18 protein-coding genes and 2 pseudogenes are annotated in these 20,059 nt (G+C 63.6%); 15 read left to right on the top strand and 5 right to left on the bottom strand.

The window, feature by feature from the left end:
* Positions 1-17: 17 nt before the first annotated feature.
* A pseudogene (rplK, locus tag MVA47_RS23205) lies at positions 18-472 on the top strand (50S ribosomal protein L11).
* 88 nt (positions 473-560) lie between these two features.
* Positions 561-1,271 (top strand): 50S ribosomal protein L1, encoded by a 711-nt coding sequence (gene rplA / locus MVA47_RS23200; protein WP_247210035.1) that lies wholly within the window; start codon positions 561-563, stop codon positions 1,269-1,271.
* A 292-nt stretch (positions 1,272-1,563) separates the two neighbouring features.
* Here the strand turns inward: rplA and MVA47_RS23195 are convergent, their stop codons facing one another.
* From MVA47_RS23195 to MVA47_RS23180, 4 genes are all read right to left on the bottom strand, one after another.
* Positions 1,564-2,562, bottom strand: coding sequence for an LLM class flavin-dependent oxidoreductase (locus tag MVA47_RS23195; protein WP_247210034.1), 999 nt, complete (start codon positions 2,560-2,562; stop codon positions 1,564-1,566).
* Positions 2,563-2,702: 140 nt separating this feature from the next.
* Positions 2,703-3,317, bottom strand: coding sequence for a flavin reductase family protein (locus MVA47_RS23190; protein ID WP_247210033.1), 615 nt, complete (start codon positions 3,315-3,317; stop codon positions 2,703-2,705).
* 65 nt (positions 3,318-3,382) lie between these two features.
* Positions 3,383-3,937: a dihydrofolate reductase family protein gene (locus tag MVA47_RS23185; protein WP_247210032.1), complete on the bottom strand. Its 555-nt coding sequence runs from the start codon at positions 3,935-3,937 to the stop codon at positions 3,383-3,385.
* Positions 3,938-3,947: 10 nt separating this feature from the next.
* Positions 3,948-4,523, bottom strand: a complete 576-nt coding sequence (locus MVA47_RS23180) for a TetR/AcrR family transcriptional regulator (protein WP_247210031.1) — start codon at positions 4,521-4,523, stop codon at positions 3,948-3,950.
* A gap of 125 nt (positions 4,524-4,648) precedes the next feature.
* Between MVA47_RS23180 and MVA47_RS23175 the strand changes: the two genes are divergently transcribed.
* Together MVA47_RS23175 and MVA47_RS23170 are read left to right on the top strand one after the other, a co-directional pair.
* Positions 4,649-5,470: a DUF2786 domain-containing protein gene (locus tag MVA47_RS23175; protein WP_247210030.1), complete on the top strand. Its 822-nt coding sequence runs from the start codon at positions 4,649-4,651 to the stop codon at positions 5,468-5,470.
* A 29-nt stretch (positions 5,471-5,499) separates the two neighbouring features.
* Positions 5,500-6,015, top strand: coding sequence for a TIGR04338 family metallohydrolase (locus MVA47_RS23170; protein ID WP_247211036.1), 516 nt, complete (start codon positions 5,500-5,502; stop codon positions 6,013-6,015).
* 13 nt (positions 6,016-6,028) lie between these two features.
* Here MVA47_RS23170 and MVA47_RS23165 read toward each other — a convergent pair.
* A pseudogene (locus MVA47_RS23165) lies at positions 6,029-7,962 on the bottom strand (CocE/NonD family hydrolase).
* A gap of 537 nt (positions 7,963-8,499) precedes the next feature.
* Between MVA47_RS23165 and rplJ the strand changes: the two are divergent.
* From rplJ to MVA47_RS23110, 11 genes are all read left to right on the top strand, one after another.
* On the top strand, positions 8,500-9,039 hold the full coding sequence (gene rplJ / locus MVA47_RS23160; protein ID WP_030165238.1) for a 50S ribosomal protein L10: 540 nt from the start codon (positions 8,500-8,502) through the stop codon (positions 9,037-9,039).
* Between the two features lie 66 nt (positions 9,040-9,105).
* Positions 9,106-9,489 carry a 50S ribosomal protein L7/L12 gene (gene rplL, locus MVA47_RS23155; RefSeq protein WP_030165235.1) on the top strand — a complete coding sequence of 128 codons (384 nt, stop codon included), beginning with the start codon at positions 9,106-9,108 and terminating at the stop codon, positions 9,487-9,489.
* 403 nt (positions 9,490-9,892) lie between these two features.
* Positions 9,893-11,041 carry an ABC transporter ATP-binding protein gene (locus tag MVA47_RS23150; protein ID WP_247210029.1) on the top strand — a complete coding sequence of 383 codons (1,149 nt, stop codon included), beginning with the start codon at positions 9,893-9,895 and terminating at the stop codon, positions 11,039-11,041.
* Positions 11,042-11,848: an ABC transporter permease gene (locus tag MVA47_RS23145; RefSeq protein WP_023962323.1), complete on the top strand. Its 807-nt coding sequence runs from the start codon at positions 11,042-11,044 to the stop codon at positions 11,846-11,848.
* Positions 11,849-11,861: 13 nt separating this feature from the next.
* Positions 11,862-12,719 carry an ABC transporter permease gene (locus MVA47_RS23140; protein WP_023962325.1) on the top strand — a complete coding sequence of 286 codons (858 nt, stop codon included), beginning with the start codon at positions 11,862-11,864 and terminating at the stop codon, positions 12,717-12,719.
* Between the two features lie 4 nt (positions 12,720-12,723).
* Positions 12,724-14,088 carry an MCE family protein gene (locus tag MVA47_RS23135; RefSeq protein WP_247210028.1) on the top strand — a complete coding sequence of 455 codons (1,365 nt, stop codon included), beginning with the start codon at positions 12,724-12,726 and terminating at the stop codon, positions 14,086-14,088.
* Entirely contained in the window at positions 14,085-15,152 is a 1,068-nt protein-coding gene (locus MVA47_RS23130) for an MCE family protein (protein WP_247210027.1), read from the top strand. The genes MVA47_RS23135 and MVA47_RS23130 overlap by 4 nt, the downstream gene beginning before the upstream one ends.
* A gap of 43 nt (positions 15,153-15,195) precedes the next feature.
* Complete coding sequence (locus MVA47_RS23125) at positions 15,196-16,230, top strand: MCE family protein (protein WP_247210026.1); 1,035 nt, start codon at positions 15,196-15,198, stop codon at positions 16,228-16,230.
* The gene (locus MVA47_RS23120; protein WP_247211034.1) at positions 16,230-17,492 is read left to right on the top strand and encodes an MCE family protein; all 1,263 of its coding nucleotides are present in this window, start codon (positions 16,230-16,232) and stop codon (positions 17,490-17,492) included. The genes MVA47_RS23125 and MVA47_RS23120 overlap by 1 nt, the downstream gene beginning before the upstream one ends.
* Complete coding sequence (locus tag MVA47_RS23115; RefSeq protein WP_247210025.1) at positions 17,492-18,817, top strand: MCE family protein; 1,326 nt, start codon at positions 17,492-17,494, stop codon at positions 18,815-18,817. The genes MVA47_RS23120 and MVA47_RS23115 overlap by 1 nt, the downstream gene beginning before the upstream one ends.
* Positions 18,814-20,055: an MlaD family protein gene (locus MVA47_RS23110; protein WP_247210024.1), complete on the top strand. Its 1,242-nt coding sequence runs from the start codon at positions 18,814-18,816 to the stop codon at positions 20,053-20,055. The genes MVA47_RS23115 and MVA47_RS23110 overlap by 4 nt, the downstream gene beginning before the upstream one ends.
* Positions 20,056-20,059 lie beyond the last annotated feature (4 nt).

Raw genomic sequence — 20,059 nt, 5'->3', positions numbered from 1 at the left:
CAGCCCAAACGCAATCAATCAGAAACAGGGAAAAGGATGCCCCCAAGAAGAAAAAGAAGCTGTCCGGGATCATCAAGCTTCAGATCCAGGCCGGCGCAGCCAACCCCGCACCCCCGTGGGTCCGGCACTCGGCCAGCATGGCGTGAACATCATGGAGTTCTGCAAGGCGTACAACGCCGCGACAGAAAGCCAGCGCGGCAATGTCGTGCCCGTGGAGATCTACGTTTACGAAGATCGCTCCTTCGACTTCAAGTTGAAGACCCCGCCGGCTGCCAAACTGCTGCTGAAGGCCGCCGGTCTGCAGAAGGGTTCCGGAGAGCCGCACAAGACCAAGGTCGGCAAGGTCACGATGGACCAGGTCCGCGAGATCGCCAAGACCAAGCAGGAAGACCTCAACGCCAACGACGTTGAGCAGGCCGCCAAGATCATCGCCGGAACCGCCCGCTCCATGGGCATCACGGTCGAGGCCTGAGTCTCTTCCTCGAACAGACATCACGTGGGAGGGCCGGCTCGGTCCGCACCACCAACCCGCATACGTTGCGGAGAAAGACAGAGCAAACATGAGTAAAACCAGTAAGGCCTACAAAGCCGCTGCGGAAAAGGTCGACAAGTCCAAGCTCTACAGCCCGCTGGAGGCTGCAAAGCTTGCCAAGGAGACCGCTTCCACCAAGACCGACGCAACCGTCGAGGTCGCCGTCCGTCTCGGCGTCGATCCCCGTAAGGCAGACCAGATGGTGCGCGGCACCGTCAACCTGCCCCATGGCACCGGCAAGACCGCCCGCGTCATCGTGTTCGCCGCCGGCGACAAGGCCAACGAGGCCGTCGCCGCCGGAGCCGACGAAGTGGGCGCCGAGGATCTGATCGAGCGGATCCAGGGCGGCTGGCTCGACTTCGACGCCGCGATCGCCACCCCTGACCAGATGGCCAAGGTCGGCCGGATCGCGCGTGTCCTCGGACCGCGTGGCCTGATGCCGAACCCGAAGACGGGCACGGTCACCACCGACGTGACCAAAGCCGTCAACGAGATCAAGGGCGGAAAGATCAACTTCCGCGTCGACAAGGCAGCCAACCTGCACTTCGTCATCGGCAAGGCTTCCTTCGACGAGAAGAAGCTGGTCGAGAACTACGGCGCGGCCGTCGACGAGATCCTGCGTTCGAAGCCGTCAGCAGCCAAAGGCCGGTACCTGAAGAAGGTCACCGTTTCGACCACCACCGGACCGGGCATCCCGGTGGATCCTGCGGTGAACCGCAATTACCTCGAAGAGGACTGACTTACTCTTTCAGGCTGAGCATTACAGTGCCGGGACTCCGTAACGGGGTCCCGGCACTGTGCATTTGGCTCGCTGGCGCTCGCGGGCGGATGGCCTTCCTCGCGTCGTCTTCCCTCGTCTTCGCATCGCTGCGCTCGCTCATCCTCAGTCCAGACGACGCGGGCCATCCGCCGGGCGGTGTCGCTTTGCTGCGCTCGCTCGGGAGGTGTGCCCCTGAAATCTGACAAAACTCAGGGGACCGAGGGAGATACTCCCTCGGCCCCCTCGGATCAAACAGTTTTCGGGGCGGAGATCAGACCTTTGCGGTCTTCATCGCTTCGGCGGTGAGCTCGAGAGAACGGATACGTCCCGCACTGGTCACCGACTGGTGGGCCACGATGACCTCATCGGCCTGAGCCAAGTCGGCGAAATCCTCCAAGAAGCCGCGGACGTCCGCACCCGTGCCGACGCCGGTGTACTTCATCATGTGGGCGATACCGCGGCCCTCGCGCGTGGTGAGGAACGCATCGATCTCCTCATCGGTGTATTCGGGTGTCGACGGCCCGCGGGTGATGAACATCCGCACCCGGATCCGACGCAGCGCCTCGAAGTCCCTCGCCGCCTCGTCGGCGTCCTCGGCGGCGACAACGTTCGCGCCCGCGATCACGTAGGGCTCCGACAGCTGAGCCGAGGGCTTGAACTCGCGGCGATAGAGCGTCACCGCCTGCTCCAGCGCATCGGGCGAGAAGTGCGACGCAAAGGCGTAGGGGAGCCCGAGCGCAGCGGCCAGTTGAGCGCCGAACAGTGACGAGCCCAAGATGTACAGCGGTACGTCCGTGCCCGCGCCGGGAACGGCTTGAACACCGGGGATCCGAGACTGTCCGCGCAGGTAGGCCTGCAATTCGAGGACGTCCTGCGGGAAGCTCTCGGCCGAGCTGTGGTCTCGGCGCAGCGCGCGCATCGTTGCCTGGTCGCTGCCGGGTGCGCGACCCAGACCCAGATCGATGCGGCCGGGATGCAGCGTCTCCAAGGTTCCGAACTGCTCGGCGATCGTCAACGGCGCGTGATTGGGGAGCATGATGCCGCCGGCACCCAGACGGATGGTCTCGGTGTGCGCGGCGATATGAGCGATCAGGACGCTGGTGGCCGATGACGCGATCGACTCCATGTTGTGGTGCTCGGCGTACCAGACTCGCTTGTAGCCGTTGCGTTCTGCGGCCTGGGCCAGCGCAACACTCGCTTCGAAGCTCGCGCGAGCGGACTCGCCGGGCGCAATCGGTGCAAGATCGAGAATCGACAGGGTCAAGGACATAGACGGGCCTTCTTCACTGCTGGAAAGTAGTCATCACGCGAAATAGTTGTACGTGTGCAACAACGCTTGAGCGCGTCACTACCTTCCCGAAACCGATCAAAACCTGCCCGGCCTACCTAGTCTGCGCAGCCAGAGCGGTGTCAGGGTCGTTCGCGTTCGACCACCCGGCCCGGCAGACCCCATTCGGTCCGGCCCAGGCGACTGACCGGAGCGAGCCGAGTGAAGTCCGGATGGCCATCGGCGGCCGCGACAGCGGGATCAACCGTCACCGCGACCACCCGCCCCATCACCACCTGAGAGTTGCCAACCTCGATGATCTGGTGGAGTTCGCATTCGATGGCCACCGGGCTGTCGCGGACCCTCAGGCAGTCGACGACCATGGCCGGTGCCGAGGCGACGCCCACAGCGGTGAACTCGTTGACGTCCTCGGCGAAGCCGGCCGATGTGGCATTGACCTGGTCCATCATCGACTCCGTGGCGATGTTGACGACAAACTGACCGGTGGCCGCCGCATTGTCCGCGCTGTGTTTGCCGCCGACCGCCGTGAACTGCACAACCAACGGATCGGTGGAACTGACGGAGAAGAAGCTGAACGGTGCGAGGTTGTCCACGCCCTCGGCGCTGCGCGAGGACACCCAGGCGATCGGCCGCGGGACGATCGCGGCGGTGATCAGCTTGTAGAAGTCACGCGTGGAGGTGTTGGAGTGGTCGAAGAGCGTTCGACCGGCCAGGGTTTCGTCGAGATCTCGGTTCACCTGTCCAGCATTCCACCAGCCGAACGACGGCGTTGTGCGGCTGGTGTCCTGCGCTCAGACGCGGCTCATCCGGCTCCCACCCGGTAGACGCTCTGGGTCATCCCGTTGCCGAGGGTCGTGGTGCGCACGTGATCGAGCGGGATGTCGTGATCGATCGTGCCGAACAAGGGCAGGCCGGATCCGATGATCACTGGGGCAGTGGTGATCGTGATCTCGGTGATCAGACCCCGCTGGAGAAAGCTGGTGATCAGACGGCCGCCGTCGGCATAGACATGGCGGACACCCTCGTTGTGGGCAGCGTCGAAGAACTCGTCCAGACCGCGGTGCACGGAGATACGGTCGTCGGCTCCTGGCTCGAGGGTTGTACTGAGCACGAACACGCGCATTCCCTCGTACGGCCACGTGTCGAAACTGCACCCGACCTCATATGTGTTGCGGCCCATGACAATCGCGTCCGTGGTCGCGATGAAGGCGTCGTAACCGGTTTCGCCGAGGTTCTCGTCGCGACTCAACAGCCAATCGATGCCGCCGTCGGTGCGGGCGATGTAACCGTCGACGCTGGTGGCGATGAACACCGCCCCGGTGACAGGGCTCGGTGCGGGGGAAGGGGACGTGGTCATTGGTGTCCTTTCATGTCCAGGTGGTGATGAGTCGGTCGAACTCGTCTCCGAGGGTGTCGATGAGGGAGCCGTGCGGTTGCACGGTCCAGCCGAGGAACGTGCCCTCCAGCAGTGCGAACAACGTTCGGGCTGCGGCCGGTGGAAGAGGCGCGCCGGGTAGTTCACCGCTTTCGACCGCCCGGGCGATGACGGCGTGCAGTTGTCGGCGCTTCTTGTCCCAGCCGACAGCGAGCAGCCGGGTCAGTTCCGGATCGCCGAGATCCATCGCCAGGGAGGAGACGTGGTTGCCGGCCTGGTCGGGATCGTCGCTGTCGGTGTAGGACTCGACCGACAATCGGCGAAGCGCCGCGAGGATCGGTTCGCCCGGGCGTCCGGCGTCGTCGAGATCTATTGCATCGACCCAGCGTTGCGACGACGCGATGAGCAATTCGCGTTTGGAACCGAAGCGCTTGACGAAGGTCGCCGCCGAGACTCCGGCCTCCCGGGCTGCCATCTCGAGGGTGAACCGTGCCGAGCCGGTCCGCGACAGAACGGCGTCGGCTGCATCGAGCAGGTGATCATCGGAGTTCACTCGGGGACGCGCCACGCAGTTAGTAAATCACTATTTCCTAATTCTGCCAACGCGTTGGTCTGTCCACAGATGCTGCGTTGTGCACATGACGTGGCCGCGGGGCGGGGGAGCAGTCACACCGACGCCTTAGGGTTGTGAGCGTGCAAGACGACAAACTCCTGACCCGCATCTCCGGTTTGCTCAGGCAGGCAGAAGGCACCGACAACGAACACGAGGCGCAAGCCTTCATGCAGGCGGCGCAACGGTTGGCCACCGCGGCGTCCATCGATCTGGCCGTGGCGCGGGCCCATGGGAAGCCCGAACAGCGCACGTCCCCGGTGCAACGCAACATCGCGATCGGAACGGCCGGTAAGAGAGGGCTGCGCACATACGTCCAGCTCTTCGTGGCCATCGCCCACGCAAACGACATCACCTGTGACGTCGCGAGCAACTCGACGTTTGTCTACGCCTACGGATTTCCCGGCGACATCGACACCTGTGAGGCGTTGTACAGCTCGCTGGTGGTCCAGATGGTCGCCGCCAGCGACAACTATCTGAAGTCGGGTGCGTACAAAGGCGAGACCTTTGCTCGTGTGGTCACCGAACGCCGCGGCTGGGTACAGCGCAGGGTGGTCGAGGAGAAGCCGCTGTCGCCGATCACTGCCCGGCTGAACTTCCAGTCGGCGTTCGCCGAACGGATCGGCAAGCGCTTGACGCAAGCCCGCGACGAGGCGCGTGCGGCTGCGGTCGCCGCCGACGGGGGCCGTTCCGACTCGGGAACGGCGCTGGTCCTGCGGAACAAAGAGGTAGAGGTCCGGGATTTCCACAAGGAGACGTCCACCGCACGGGGCACCTGGCGGTCTCAGAGTGCGTCGGCCGGCTACTCCGAGGGCGCGCGGCGGGCAGGGGACCGGGCCGGACGCCGGGCACGTATCGGCCAGGACAACCAGTTGGGTGCTGCACGTGGGGCCCTGGAGGCGTGAGTGGGCGTGCTGAACCGTGAGTGGGCGCGTTGACGCAGCGTGACAGCCAGCGTTCGGCCTTGTACTCCGCAGAAGCGCTGGTGCACAACGTTTTCGAGCGTGCCGCACGCGGTGGCTCCACTCTGGAGATCGCCGGCACCTCGGTGACACTGCCTCCGGAGGCTCGGTTCGGCTCGGTCGACTCGGTACGCGACTACGTGGACCGGGTGCTGTCGCTGGACAGCGTGACCGACAGGTTCCCGCGGGCCGCGGTTCCGGTAAGGGTTCGATCCCGCCGGGGGCAGCGCGAAGCCCACTACGAGTACCGGTCAGCCGAAGACGACGGCGTGATCGCGGTACCCGATGCAGCCGAAGGGCGCTGGGCGATGCGCGAGCTGGTGGTGCTCCACGAGATCGCCCACCACCTGAGCCCGGGGTCTGCGCAGGACAAGCACGGCCCACGATTCGCGGGCACCCTCATCGACCTCGTCGGTCTGGTGCTCGGACCTGAAGCCGCACTGATCTACCGGGTGACCTTCGGCGACAGCGGTATCGCGGTCGGTTGAGAGTCTTGCCCGACTACCAGCCTGGCTCGCCCGCCGCCAGGAACGTGAGGTGGCTCTGGTGGAACGGGTCGAGAACGATTCTCTGCGAACGGAATCCGGACTTCACCAGATCGGGCACCACGGCAAGGAAACGGGGCATGCTCGCCGCATAGACGTCGACCCGCAGCCGATGCCCGACGTCCAGTAGCGCATCTGTGGACACCAGGTCGATGTCGAGGTCGATGGGTACGTTCGGGATCACCTTCAGCTTGCGTTTGCGGCTGAGTGGGTGGTGGGCGACGAGCAGCGAGCCGTCCTCGGCGTAATCGCTGAGCTCTGGGTCCAGAGACCGGTTGGACGCGGTCAGTGAGCCGTTGGTGAGCACGGTCGAGGTGCCGTCCGGCGCAACATCATTGAGGGTCACCGCCCACAGGGCGTCGCTCCCGGCGCAGGTTGCGTGCAGGTGCAGATTGAGTGCGCCGGAGATCTGTACCTGTTCGGTGACCGGCGCCGTGGTGAACGAGAGCGCGCCCCGTTCCTGGAACCGGGCATCGGTGGTGAACGCCTTGCCGAGGACCATGGTGGCGCCGGCGGTCACCTGTGTCATGTCCCGGGAGATGAAGCCGCGCACACCCGGCTTCACCTTCAGTTCGGCGCGCGAGGTGTTCGCCTCGGCCCCCAGACTGCCGTCGTGCACACAATGCCCGGCGGTGTCCGAGCCGTCGGGCGACAGGTACAGCCGCCGAACCCGCGCCTCGGGGCGGGGGAAGCTCTGGCCCGAGGTCCACATACCGCCCTGTTGCTGCAGGGTCACCGGGCCGTATTCGTCCACGCCGTTGTCGAGGCCCTTGAGCCACTTGTCGAACCATGCGCGTTCGAGCACGTCGACGCGCGGCGGGCTGACCCGGCCGCCGAAGCCGAGCCCGGCATCGAGGTGGTAGCCGTCGGCCATGATCAGCTGCTTCTGCCCGGGCGGCAGGTTGAGCTGGTTGTAGATGCGGGTAGCGCTGCGGCCGAACAGGTCGTGCCACCCACCGAAGACGAATGTCGGAGCGGTGATCTCGTCGATCTTGGGGTCGCGCTCATCGAAATAGGGATCGTCGTAGATCCGCGGGTCGCGGCCGGTGAGGAAACCCCACGCCAGCGAGCCGATCTCGGTGGCGGGGGAGCCGACCCGGTCCTTCAGCCATCGGACGCCGTTGGTGCTGAGGGCATCACCCACTGCTGTGGACGGGTTGGGCAGCCACTTGAGCAGATTCACTGCGGAGAGCCAGATCGGGATGAACGCCGACGGCGCACCGCCGGTGATGTAGATGTCGCGGACGATGTCCTCACATCCCTCGATGGCGAACACCGCCTTGAGGTGCGGTGAGCCGTTGCCGGCGGCCTGCAGCGAATTGATCGCGGAGTACGACCAGCCGGCCATCCCGATGTTGCCGTTGCTCCAGCTCTGCGCAGCGGCCCAGTCGATGACCTCGATGGAGTCGCGTTGCTCGCGTTCTCCGAGGATCTGCCAGCGTCCGTGCGAGGCGCCGGTACCCCGGACGTCGACCACAAGCTGGGTGTATCCGCTCTGCACGAGCTTGCGGTTGATGCCGAAGACGTCGAGGGCACCACCTGACAGAGGGGGAGGGGAAGGCGATGGGTGGCCTGGTCGATCGCGTCGAGCAGGGCACGGTTGTACGGGTTGATGGTCACCACCGTCGGCAACGGTGTCTGCACGGGTTCGCCCGACATCTTCACCGGTCGTACGAGGGTGGCTCGCAATCGGACGCCGTCGGACATGGTCAAATCCAGCGAACGGTCGATCGTCACCTTGGGGAACGCGGGACGGCCGTCGACCTGTTCGCGCCACCAACGGGCATTGGCGCCGCCGGTCGGGTCGCCGAACGGAAGGGTTGGCGCAGAGTGTGGAACCGCGCTCATCCGCGGCTCGGTGTTCTCGAACGGGTTGATCTGGTAGACCACGGCGTTCCCCTCTCTGCGTCGAGCGAGGCCACGTCTTCCGGTGAAACCCCGTCTGAACAGGGCACATCCCGAAAACTGCGGCAACACTCCGTCGTGCTGCGGTACCGGGTGGGTCAGAAGGTATTCGTGACCGACCTCACACCGGATGGTTTGATTCAATGTAGCCGAGCGGGTGATCGGTCGCGACTCTCGGGCCAGAACAGCCGCCGGTCCTTCACCCCGATGTGCCTGATTTGTGATCCGGTCCGTCGTGCCGGTACTGTTGGACCTTGGTGTTCGCAGGTCATCGGCCTGCGAGCGTCAGTTCAACCAGAGACCGTTGGTCACCGGTACGCATCGCGCGACCGGCCGAAGGCCCGACACACGTCGGCGGCCCACGCAGGGAGAACGAGGATTCGCTTTCGAAGCGGCGTCAAAGCCGCTTTGCTCGTGTGCGCCCCGTGCCCTGTGCCGGGGCGTTTGTCGTTGGTGGGGCCCGCGGCCGATCGTACGAGTCGGACGAGGTGCCAACCGACACGTCATGAGAGGAGGCGAAGTATGGCAAATAGTGAAAAGGTCACCGCGGTTGCGGAGATCACCGAGCAGTTCAAGGGAGCCACTGCGGCAGTCGTCACGGAATACCGTGGCCTGACCGTCAAGCAGATCTCCGAGCTGCGTCGCTCACTGGGCGAAGGCGCTGTTTACTCCGTCGCCAAGAACACCCTGGTCAAGCGCGCTGCTGCTGATGCGGGCGTGGCCGGTCTGGACGAGCTGTTCACTGGTCCCACCGCAATTGCCTTCATCGAGGGCGAACCCGTGGTGGCTGCCAAGGCGATCAAGAATTTCGCCAAGGACAACAAGGCTCTCATCATCAAGGGCGGGTACATGGACGGCCGTGCGCTGTCCGTGGACGAGGTCAATCAGATCGCCGACCTTGAAACACGCGAGATTCTCCTTGCAAAGCTCGCCGGTGCCATGAAGGGCAACTTGGCAAAGGCCGCGGGTCTGTTCAGTCAGCCCGCTTCGCAGGTCGCACGTCTTGCGGCCGCACTGCAAGAAAAGCAAGCCGCGGGCGCACCCGCAGAAGCGGCCGAATAAACCCCCAAAACCCTCCTGCGGTCGCATCATCGCGCGCCCGCAGGAAAGACAGAAAGGATTGCCACCATGGCAAAGCTCTCCGCTGACGAGCTCATCGATCAGTTCAAAGAACTCACCCTGCTGGAACTCAGCGACTTCGTGAAGAAGTTCGAAGAGGTCTTCGAGGTCACCGCTGCTGCTCCGGTCGCCGTTGCTGCCGCCGGTGCACCCGCCGCCGCTGAAGCCGCTGTCGAGCAGGACGAGTTCGACGTCGTCCTCGAATCGGCCGGCGACAAGAAGATCCAGGTCATCAAGGTCGTCCGCGAGGTCGTCTCCGGACTGGGTCTGAAGGAAGCCAAGGATCTCGTCGAGTCGGCTCCCAAGGCGATCCTCGAGAAGATCGACAAGGATGCCGCCGAGGCTGCCAAGACCAAGCTCGAAGAAGCCGGCGCCAAGGTCTCGGTCAAGTAAAACAAGCACGTCACCAGCGATTGTTGATCCCGGTGCAGGGGTCGATCGCTACACAACGATGGCCCGTAGCGACAGCTACGGGCCATCGTTGTGTCCCGGGGAGGGTGTTGGCGGCGATATCGGGGCGCCGACGGCCCTGGCTACTGACGAGTAGAACCCGCTCCGACCTGGATTTGCGTCGGAAGCAAAAAGTTTTTACGGTGATCCAAGTTACTCGCGAGTAACTGATCGTTCGGTCTACCTGCGGCGATTCAGAAGGAGCCGTCCGGCAGGTGGAGCGACGGCGGTGCGACGAATCTGAGAAAGATCGACAGCTCGTATATTCGTCACGCTGTGTGCGTTAGAGTGAGCCGAACCACAGGCTCCGCGCGGGGGCGGACTTCGTTTTGGAGGGACTAAATCAGTGGGCGTTGAGGTCAGTGTCGAGAATCTGACGAAGTCGTTCGGCTCGCAGAACATTTGGCGTGATGTGTCGCTGACTCTCCCGATGGGTGAGGTGAGCGTGTTGCTCGGCCCGTCAGGTACCGGTAAGTCGGTGTTCCTGAAGTCGTTGATCGGTCTGCTCCATCCCGAGCAGGGCTCGGTCATCATCGACGGCACCGACATCACCAAGTGCTCCAGCCGCGAGCTGTACGAGATCCGCAAGTTGTTTGGTGTCCTCTTTCAGGACGGCGCCCTGTTCGGGTCGATGAGCCTGTTCGACAACATCGCCTTCCCGCTTCGTGAGCACACGAAGAAGAAGGAAGACGAGATCCGCCAGATCGTGATGGACAAGATCGAGCTGGTGGGTTTGACGGGTGCGGAGAACAAGCTTCCGGGCGAGATCTCCGGCGGTATGCGCAAGCGTGCCGGCCTGGCCCGTGCCTTGGTCCTGGACCCGCAGATCATCCTGTGCGACGAGCCGGACTCCGGTCTGGACCCGGTCCGTACCGCGTATCTGTCGCAGCTGTTGATCGACATCAACGCGCAGATCGACGCCACGATCCTCATCGTGACCCACAACATCCAGGTCGCCCGGACTGTCCCGGACAACATCGGCATGCTGTTCCGTAAGGAGCTGGTGATGTTCGGTCCGCGTGAGGTGCTGCTGACCTCGGACGAGCCGGTGGTGGATCAGTTCCTCAACGGTCGCCGCATCGGACCCATCGGTATGTCCGAGGAGAAGGACGACGCTCAGCAGCGCCGCGAGCAGGAGATGGTCGATGCCGGCCATTCCGACGGTGGCACCGCCGAGGACGTGCGGGGCATCGTCCCGCAGCTGCAGGCCACACCCGGACTGCCCGAACGCAAGGCGGTCGGACGCCGGCAGGCCCGTGTCCGCGAGATCCTGCACACCTTGCCCGAACCCGCTCAGAAGGCAATCGAGGAGAGCTTCCTCGAAGAGGAGCGGGCACAGGAAAACGGACGCGAGGCTGCGCGTAAGACCCAAAAGGTGGGTGCCGGTTCAGGTTCCGCCTCCACATCATCCTCCTACGACGACTCCAGTTACCAGGGCTCGGACGCTCAGACAGAGCAGTTCCCCGCATACCGCGCCGGTGACAAGGCTCTCTAGATGACAAGTGCCACCACACGTGGCGTCGACAGGGTGGCGAAAGCCGGCTCCGGGGCACTTTCTCAGACCGGCAACATCGTCCAACTGTTCATCGACGTCGCACGCCAGACTTTCGTGCGCCCTTTTCAGTGGCGCGAGTTCATCCAGCAGGCCTGGTTCATCGCCAGCGTCACGATTTTGCCGACGGCGCTTGTCGCCATCCCGTTCGGCGCCATCGTCTCGCTGCAGACCGGGTCGCTGATCCGCCAGCTCGGTGCCGAGTCCTTCACCGGTGCAGCCAGCGTCCTGGTGGTCATCCAGCAGGGTGCGCCGCTGGTGACCTCGCTGTTGGTCGCGGGCGCGGCAGGATCAGCCGTGGCTGCGGACCTCGGCGCCCGCACCATTCGCGAAGAGATCGACGCGATGGAAGTGCTCGGCATCAATCCCGTTCAGCGACTTGTGGTTCCGCGAGTGCTCGCCATGGTCTTGGTCGCCGTGCTGCTGTGCGGGTTGGTCTCCGTGGTCGGTATCGGCGGCGGTTACTTCTTCAACGTGATCATCCAAGACGGAACGCCCGGTGCGTATCTGGCCTCGTTCAGTGCGCTGGCCCAGTTGCCCGACATCTACGTCGCCGAGGTGAAGGCTGCCGTCTTCGGTGTGATCGCCGGCGTGGTCGCTGCCTACAAGGGCCTGCACCCCAAGGGTGGCCCGAAAGGCGTTGGTGATGCGGTCAATCAGAGTGTCGTCATCACATTTTTGTTGTTGTTCTTTGCGAACTTGATCATCACCGCGGTCTACTTGCAGATCGTTCCCGCCAAGGGTTCATAGGAGGACTTCGGAAGTGACCATCGCCAAAGGTCGGGGAGACCTGGGATATCGGGCGGCCAAAGTCGCACGTGTTCCTCTGCGCGTCCTCGACGGCGCGGGCGACCAGATGTCGTTCTATGGCCGCGCGATCGGCTGGTCGCCGCGCACCATTCGCCGTTACCCCAAAGAACTGCTCCGGCTTCTCGCCGAGGTGGCATTCGGATCCGGTGGACTTGCGGTCATCGGCGGCACCATCGGCGTGATGGTGTTGATGTCGGGGTTCACCGGTGTCGTCGTCGGTCTGCAGGGTGCCAACGCCCTCGATCAGCTCGGGTCCCAGGCGCTCACGGGCTTCCTGGCGGCCTACGCCAACACCCGCGAGGTCGCCCCGCTCGTCGCCGGACTGGCCCTGTCGGCAACTGTCGGTTGTGGTTTCACCGCTCAGCTCGGCGCCATGCGCATCTCCGAGGAGATCGACGCACTCGAGACCATGGCGGTCCCGTCCATTCCGTTCCTGGTCACCACTCGCGTGCTCGCCGGCTTCATCGCCGTCATCCCGCTGTACGTGCTGGGCTTGTTGTCGGCCTACTTCGCCTCCCGGCTGATAGCCACGCAGTTCACCGGGCAGTCGTCCGGCTCCTACGACCACTACTTCAATCTCTTCTTGCCACCTGCGGACGTCCTCTGGTCGTTCGGCAAGGTCATGATCTTCGCGTTCGTGATCATCCTGGTGCACTGCTACTACGGCTACTACGCCACCGGTGGTCCTGCCGGCGTCGGCGTGGCGGTGGGTCACGCGGTCCGTGCGGCCCTGGTGATCATCGCGGTGCTCGACTTCTTCCTGGGCCTCGCAATCTGGGGGACCACCACCTCCGTGCGAGTAGGGGGCTGAACCGATGAACGCTCTTCGCCGCCGGGCTCTGGGCCTGGTGTTCTTCGTCGTTGTCATCTTGTTCCTGACGTTGACGATCATGCAGTACAACAAGTCGTTCACGAACTTCGTCAACGTCAAGCTCTCCACCACCTCTGCCGGAAACGCGCTGCCCGCGAACGCCGATGTGAAGGCCCGTGGGCTGATCGTCGGAGAGGTGCGCAGCGTCGAACCCGACATCAAAGACGGGTCGGTGGTGGTCACGCTCGGACTCCAGCCGGACAAGGCAAAATTGTTGCCTACCGACACCACCGCCCGCATCCTTCCGAAAACGCTCTTCGGCGAGCGGTTCGTGTCGCTGCAGATTCCCGAAGGCCAAGAGGGCACCGCAGACGATCATCTCACCGGTGGGGACCTCATCGAGGAAGACAAGTCGGGCAACGCCGTGGAGTTGCAGCAGCTGTTCGACCAATTGCTGCCGGTGCTCGAGGCGATTCCACCCGCCGACCTCAACATCACCCTCTCGGCGTTGTCGAAGGCGTTGTCGGGCAATGGTGAACGGCTGGGCACGAGCTTCGAGCAACTCAATACGATCTTCAAGGACATCAACGCGAACATGCCTGAGCTGCAGGGCACCTTGCGCGGACTCGCGAGCTTCTCCGAGACCTATTCCGAGGCGCTGCCCGATCTCGTGGACTCGCTCGACAATCTGCGTACGACGACCAACACGCTCTACGAACGCCAGGGTGACCTGCGGACGCTGATCGCTTCGGTGACGCAGGTTGCTGTCGACGGAACGAACTTCTTGACCACAAACCGGAAAGATCTCGTGGACCTGGCAATTCAGTCTGAACCGCTGCTGACGGCGCTCGCGAGGTATTCGCCGACCTTCGGTTGTACGTTCGAGAACTTCGCAGGACTGGTCCCCGAGGCCGACGTCATCACCGGTAAGGGCACCGAGAACCCAGGCGTGCGGGTGAACTTGCAATTCGTCAACCCGCGCGGCCGGTACCTGCCGAACCAGGACGAACCACGGTTGTTCGACCAGCGCGGACCGATCTGCTACCCGCAGCCCGGCAACGGGCGGCCGTTCCCGCAGTACCCCTACGGTTCGGTCAATGACGGTTCGTACCAGGTTCCGTCGCGGAACGCCGGTCCCAGAAACCTGCCCGTCCTGCCCGAGCCGCAGTTCTCCGGTGTCCCGTCGGGGACGATCGGTGAGGCCGAGCAGCAGCAGGATCCGCCGACCAACTACAGCGATCCGCGGAACAAGCTCCAGATGCGCGCTATCGTCGCGGCGTCATCGGGCAAGGATCCTGCCGAGGTCCCGGGATGGATCACCATGGCAGCGGCACCGATGATGCAGGGACAGCAGGTGAGCATTCGATGAAGAGTCTTGTCGGACCCCTCGTCAAGCTGATCGTCTTCTCAGTTGTCACGGTTTTCGCCACCTCGGTACTCGCGTTTGCGGTCGCCAACGGTGGTGGCGGTGGCGGCACCGACTTCAAGGCGATCTTCACCGACGCCACCCAGGTCGCCAAGGGCGACGACGTCCGCATCGCCGGCGTGCGTGTCGGCCAGGTCAGTGGCGTGGAGATCGTCAATCGAGACGAAGCGCAGGTCAGCTTCTCCGTGGATCGTGGGGAGTTGCCTGCGGGCGTCCGGGTCACGATCAAGCTGCGTAACCTCACGGGCCAGCGGTACCTCTCGCTCGAGAAGGGTCCCGGAGATCCCAGCGACACGATCAGTGGCGGAGCCACGATCGGCTTGCAGAACACCACGGAGGCGATCAACCTCACCGAGCTGTTCAACGGGTTCCGCCCATTGTTCCAGCAGCTCACCGCAGACGACGTGAACAAGTTGTCCGAAGAGATCATCCAGGTGTTCCAGGGCGAGAGTGGCACGGTCTCGGAACTGGTCCGGGACACGGCCAGCCTCACCAACACGATCGCCGATCGCGATCAGGTGATCGGCACACTGATCGACAACCTCACCGTGGTGCTCAAAAACCTCAACGACCACGACGACCAGTTCACCGCGCTGCTGACGAACACCGAGAAGTTCGTCACAGGTCTTGCGTCGCAACGAGGTTCGGTCGGGTCGGCGATCACATCACTGTCCAACCTGACCGCGGTGACGGCGTCGATTCTGCAACCGACCAGGCCGGCGATCCAGGGCTCGATCGCGGCACTGAACGACTTGGGTCAGACCGTCGTGCAACGCCAAGACGAGATCAAGCAGACCCTGACCAACCTGCCGGTGAAGCTCCAGAAGATCGGGCGGGCAGCGACATTCGGTTCGTGGTTCCAGTTCTACCTCTGTGGACTGGACGTCACTGCAGGAAATGGCAGCAGCGCAGTGCTGACGCAGCCGCTGATCCCGCTGCCAGACATCAACCACGTCCTGTACACCAGCGCAGCGACACGCTGCTGGGCAAACGAGGATCCACCGTGAACGAGATGACCACCATGCGGATGCGAGAAGGGGAGGTGAGCAAATGAGCGATCGATCCAGGCAGGGACGCAGTCCGGTCACAGTGGGGTTCATCGGCATCCTCGTGCTACTGATGCTGTCCTCGACTGCCTTTTTCCTCAACTCGCTGCCGCTGATCGGCGCCGGCGTCATCTACTCGGCGAACTTCTCTGAGGCCGCTGGGCTCAAGCCCGACGCGGAGGTGCGCGTCGCCGGCGTCAAGGTCGGCAACGTGCGGGCAGTTGAACTGGACGGCGACAAGGTCCGGGTCGACATGCAGGTCAGCCAGGCCTGGATCGGCGACCAGACCACCGCGTCCATCCAGATCAAGACCGTGTTGGGCCAGAAGTACGTGGCACTCGATCCCCAGGGCAGCGAACTCGCGGACCCGAAGGATGTCATCCCGCTGAGCCGCACCACCTCGCCGTATGACGTGATCGAGGCGTTCTCCGATGCCGCCGATCAGATCGAAGAAGTCGACACCAACCAGCTCGCGACCAGCATGCGCACGTTGTCGGATGCCTTTTCGGGCACCCCTGCCGACCTCCGCGCCTCGCTCGACGGGCTCACCCGTCTGTCGGAGACCATCGCCAGCCGCGATCAGAAGGTCCAGGAACTGTTGGAGGCGACCAAAGACACCTCCAAGATCCTCGCCGACCGCAACCAGGAGTTCGAGCGGTTGATCAACGGTGCGGGACAGTTGCTCGAGGAACTGAACAACCGTCAGCAGTCGATCTCACGGCTGCTCTCGAGCACGATCACGCTCTCCGATGCCCTCAGCGGAATCGTCAAGGACAACCAGGAGCAGATCGGCCCGACGCTGGAAACCCTGCGCCAGGTGATCGAGATCCTCAACGACCAGAACGAAAACCTGCGTCAGTCGCTCACGTACATGGCGCCGTTCTACCGGCTCTACGCCAACGTGCTGGGCAGCGGTCGCTGGTTCGACTCGGTGGTCACCAACATCCTGCCGCCGGCCCTGCCGCAGCAGAACACGACAAGGCTCCCCGTGCAGCAAAAGCAACTGAACAACGGCGGCGGAACGGTGGCCGGGCAATGATGACCTCGGCGAGCAACACCCAGGACAGTCGCGGTCCCGGCCGCTGGTTCACCCCCAAACACATCGTCTTCATCGTCATCGCGTTGATCTTGGCGTTGGTGGTGGCGGGATCGCTGTGGTGGGTGTTCAAACGTGTCAACAGCACCCAGATCACCGCCTACTTCAAGAGCAGTGTCGGCATCTATGACGGGAGCGATGTGCGCGTGCTCGGCGTTGCCGTGGGCACCGTGGAGGATGTCAAGCCAGAAGGCGACCAGGTGCGCGTGAAGATGCGGGTCGACGGCAGCGTTGAGCTTCCGAAAGACGTTGGCGCCGTGCAGATCACACCATCGGTCGTGGCCGATCGTTATGTGCAGCTCACGCCGGTTTACACCGGCGGCCCAACAGCGTCGAAGGACATCAGCCTTCCGGTGTCGAAGACGATGGTGCCGGTCGAAGTCGACGAGCTGTACTCATCGGTGCAGAAGCTGTCGTCCGCTCTGGGACCCGACGGCGCCAACAAGAATGGCGCGGTCTCCGAGTTGGTGACCACCGGAGCGCAGAACCTCGCCGGCAACGGTGAGGCGTTGAACTCCACGATCACCGAGTTGTCGAAGGCGGCGAATACTCTCAACGAGTCGCGTGGCAACATCGTCGACACGGTCAAGAACCTCGACAGCTTCGTAGGCATGCTCGCGGCCAACGACCAGCAGGTGCGCCAGTTCAACACCCAGATGGCGGATTTCAACAACTTCCTGGCCGGTGAACGCGAACAACTCGGCACCGCACTCGACAGGTTGTCGGTTGCTCTCGGTGACGTCGCCGGATTCGTCGAAGACAACCGAGAAGCGTTGGGCGACCGTGTCTCCGAACTGATCCCGACCACACAGATGCTCGTGGACACCAAGAGTTCCCAGAAAGAGATCCTGACGGCTCTGCCGCTGGCGCTCTCCAACTTGGTCAATGCCTACAACGCAGAGTCGGGCACTCTCGACCTGCACCTGACGATCCCCGAGCTGCAAGACCTGCTCGGTGCTCAGTGTGGGTTGCTCGATCTCGGCAGGCTCAAGCCAGGTGACCCGGCGTTCGAACAGTTCAGCAAGACGCTCCGACCGCTGATCGACCAATGTACAAACGTCGCCGATCAGATCACCGCGGGGATCAAGACGCCGACGCTCAACCTCCCGTTCGGGATCTTGAGCAACGACAACCTGCAGAATCGCGGGCCGGTGCCGGGAACGGTTCCGGGCAACCCGGATCCAGCTCTGGAGGGTGAGAACTGATGAGATCGCCCATACGCGCAGGAGTCGTCGGGCGTAGGCGACTGGTGAAGGCGAGCGCTGCCGTACTGGCCGGTGCCGCGCTGATCACGGTCGGTGGGTGCGGTACGCAAGGGCTGCAATCCGTGCCGCTGCCCGGTGGAGCCAACCTCGGTGATGCACCTCGTACCTACAAGCTCCAGTTCCTCGATGTACTCGACCTCGTCCCACAGTCGACGGTCAAGTTCAACGGAATCGAGGTCGGCCGCGTGGATTCGATCAAGGTGTCGCCTGATCAGTGGACTGCCGAGGTCGTCATCGAGGTGCAGAACACCGTTGACCTGTCCGACGCGTCCACCGCGGAAGTCCAGCAGACAAACCTTCTCGGTGAGAAGTACGTGGCCCTCGAGGATCCGCCGGAGAACGCGAACCTGCCTCGGCAAAACCCTGCCGAGGTCATCGGATGTCCCGAGGTCGGATCTCCGGAATGCCGGACCCGCACCGCGACCGACATCGAACAGGTTCTCGGCGCGTTGTCACTGCTGCTCAACGGTGGCGGTGTGTCGCAGCTCAAGCCCATCGTCGATGAGTTGAACACCGCCCTCGACGGCCGCGAAACCCAGGTGAAGGGGCTCCTCAACGAGACCGCGACCCTGATCAGCGGTCTCGAAGAACAGAAGAACAACATCGTGACCGCACTCGACGGGCTCGACAAGCTGTCGAATCGCGCTCGTTCGCAGACGGACCAGATCAACCGGGTTCTCGACGAATTGCCCAGGGGTGTCGCGGTTCTGGAAGAGCAACGTCCACAGTTGGTGGCCATGCTCGAACAGGTCGACCGCCTGGGTGTCGTCGGTGTGCAGGTCCTCGGCACCGCCCGCGAGGAGATCATCACCGACCTCAAGGCCCTGCGGCCGACACTGCAGGCGCTGGCCGGAGCCGCACCGGATCTGATCACCGCCTCGCCGCTGCTGTTCACCTACCCGTTCCCGGATGCATTGTTGCCGGGCGTGAAGGGTGACTCGACCAACCTGTTCGCCAACCTCGACCTCCGGCTGCTCAATCAGCTCGAAGCACTCGGGGTCGGGCAGGGAGAACCGGTGTACAGTCCGCCGCGGACCGGACCGCAGCCGATCATCGACCCGGCCAACCCGTACTACAACGGCAACGGTCCACGGCTCGGCTGGCCGACGATCACGTTGCTTCCACTGCCGAATGCGCGGCCGGGGCCGAACACGCCCCCTTCGGGCGGGCAGTACGCGCTGATGCCGGAAGAACGCGGGCAGCAGAGCTTCCTGCAGGGCCCGATGAACATGCTGGCCAACGCTAACGTCGGAGCTGCATCATGATGACCAAGATCGTCCGATGGCAGCTGATCATCTTCGTGGTGATCGGTGTGGTTGCCATCGTGTACGTCGGCGCCACCTACGCCAAGCTCGACCGAATGGTCGGTATCGGGTCGTACTCGGTAAAAGCCGAGTTCGAAGAGTCGGGTGGCATCTTCACCAACGCCGAGGTGACGTATCAGGGTGTGCCTGTCGGCCGCGTAGGTGCGCTGACACTGCAACCGGACGGCGTCCAGGTCGAGTTGATCCTCGACTCCGACGGAGCCGACATCCCCGAGTCGGCAGTGGCTGTGGTCGCGAACCGATCAGCGATCGGTGAGCAGTACGTGGACCTGCGGCCGACAAGCAATGACGGCCCTTACCTGAAGAACGGGTCGGTCATCACCGAAACCCAGACGCCTCCGCCGCTGCAGGACGTGCTCAAGTCGGCCGTCGACTTCACGGGCTCGATACCTGTGGACGATCTGCGGACTGTCGTCACCGAGCTGGGTAAGGCGTTCAACGGCAACGCCGAGAACCTGCGGTCGCTGGTTGATTCGTTGACCAATTTGTCTCAGGCCGGTCTCGACAACCTGCCGGAGACGATCTCGCTCATCCAGAACAGCGACACTGTGCTGAGCACCCAGGCCGAGCAGTCCGATGAGATCCTCAGCTGGTCACGCAATCTGGAACTGGTGACGCAGACCCTGCAGGCATCCGATCCGGCCATCCGGCGGTTGCTGACCACCGGAACCACCAGTGCCACACAGATCTCAAGGCTGTTGCAGGACAGCGGCGGCGACATCACCACCGTTGTCCGCAACCTCGCCGAGGACGTCCGTACCGTCTCGCCGACGTTCTTCGCTGCGGGCCCGGCGCTGGCGCTTCTGTCGGCGCTCTCCAGCGGCAGCTACAGCCCGGCGCCCGGCGACGGCACGATCCACTTCGGCATCGTCCTGGAGGTCAACAACCCGCCTGCGTGCACACTCGGATACGAGAGCACCCAGGACATCATCGCCGCCGAAGAAGCCCGCAACCCGGACTTCGACATCAACTACGATGACTTCCCGTTCAACACCGAAGCGAAATGTACGGTCGCGCAAGGTAATCCGACCGACGTTCGTGGTGCGGCCCGGGCTGTGTTCGCCAACCCGAACATCCCGCAGCCGTGGGATGACAACCCCAAGAAGATGCCCGACACGTTGAATCTGAACCCGATCGCGGAACAGATCGCGGCCCTTCTGGGTGTGCGGGACAAGTGATGTC

Source organism: Williamsia sp. DF01-3 (genome assembly GCF_023051145.1).
Lineage (GTDB): Bacteria > Actinomycetota > Actinomycetes > Mycobacteriales > Mycobacteriaceae > Williamsia.
The sequence above is the reverse complement of the archived record's forward strand: the minus strand, read 5'-3'. Positions and strand labels throughout refer to the sequence as shown.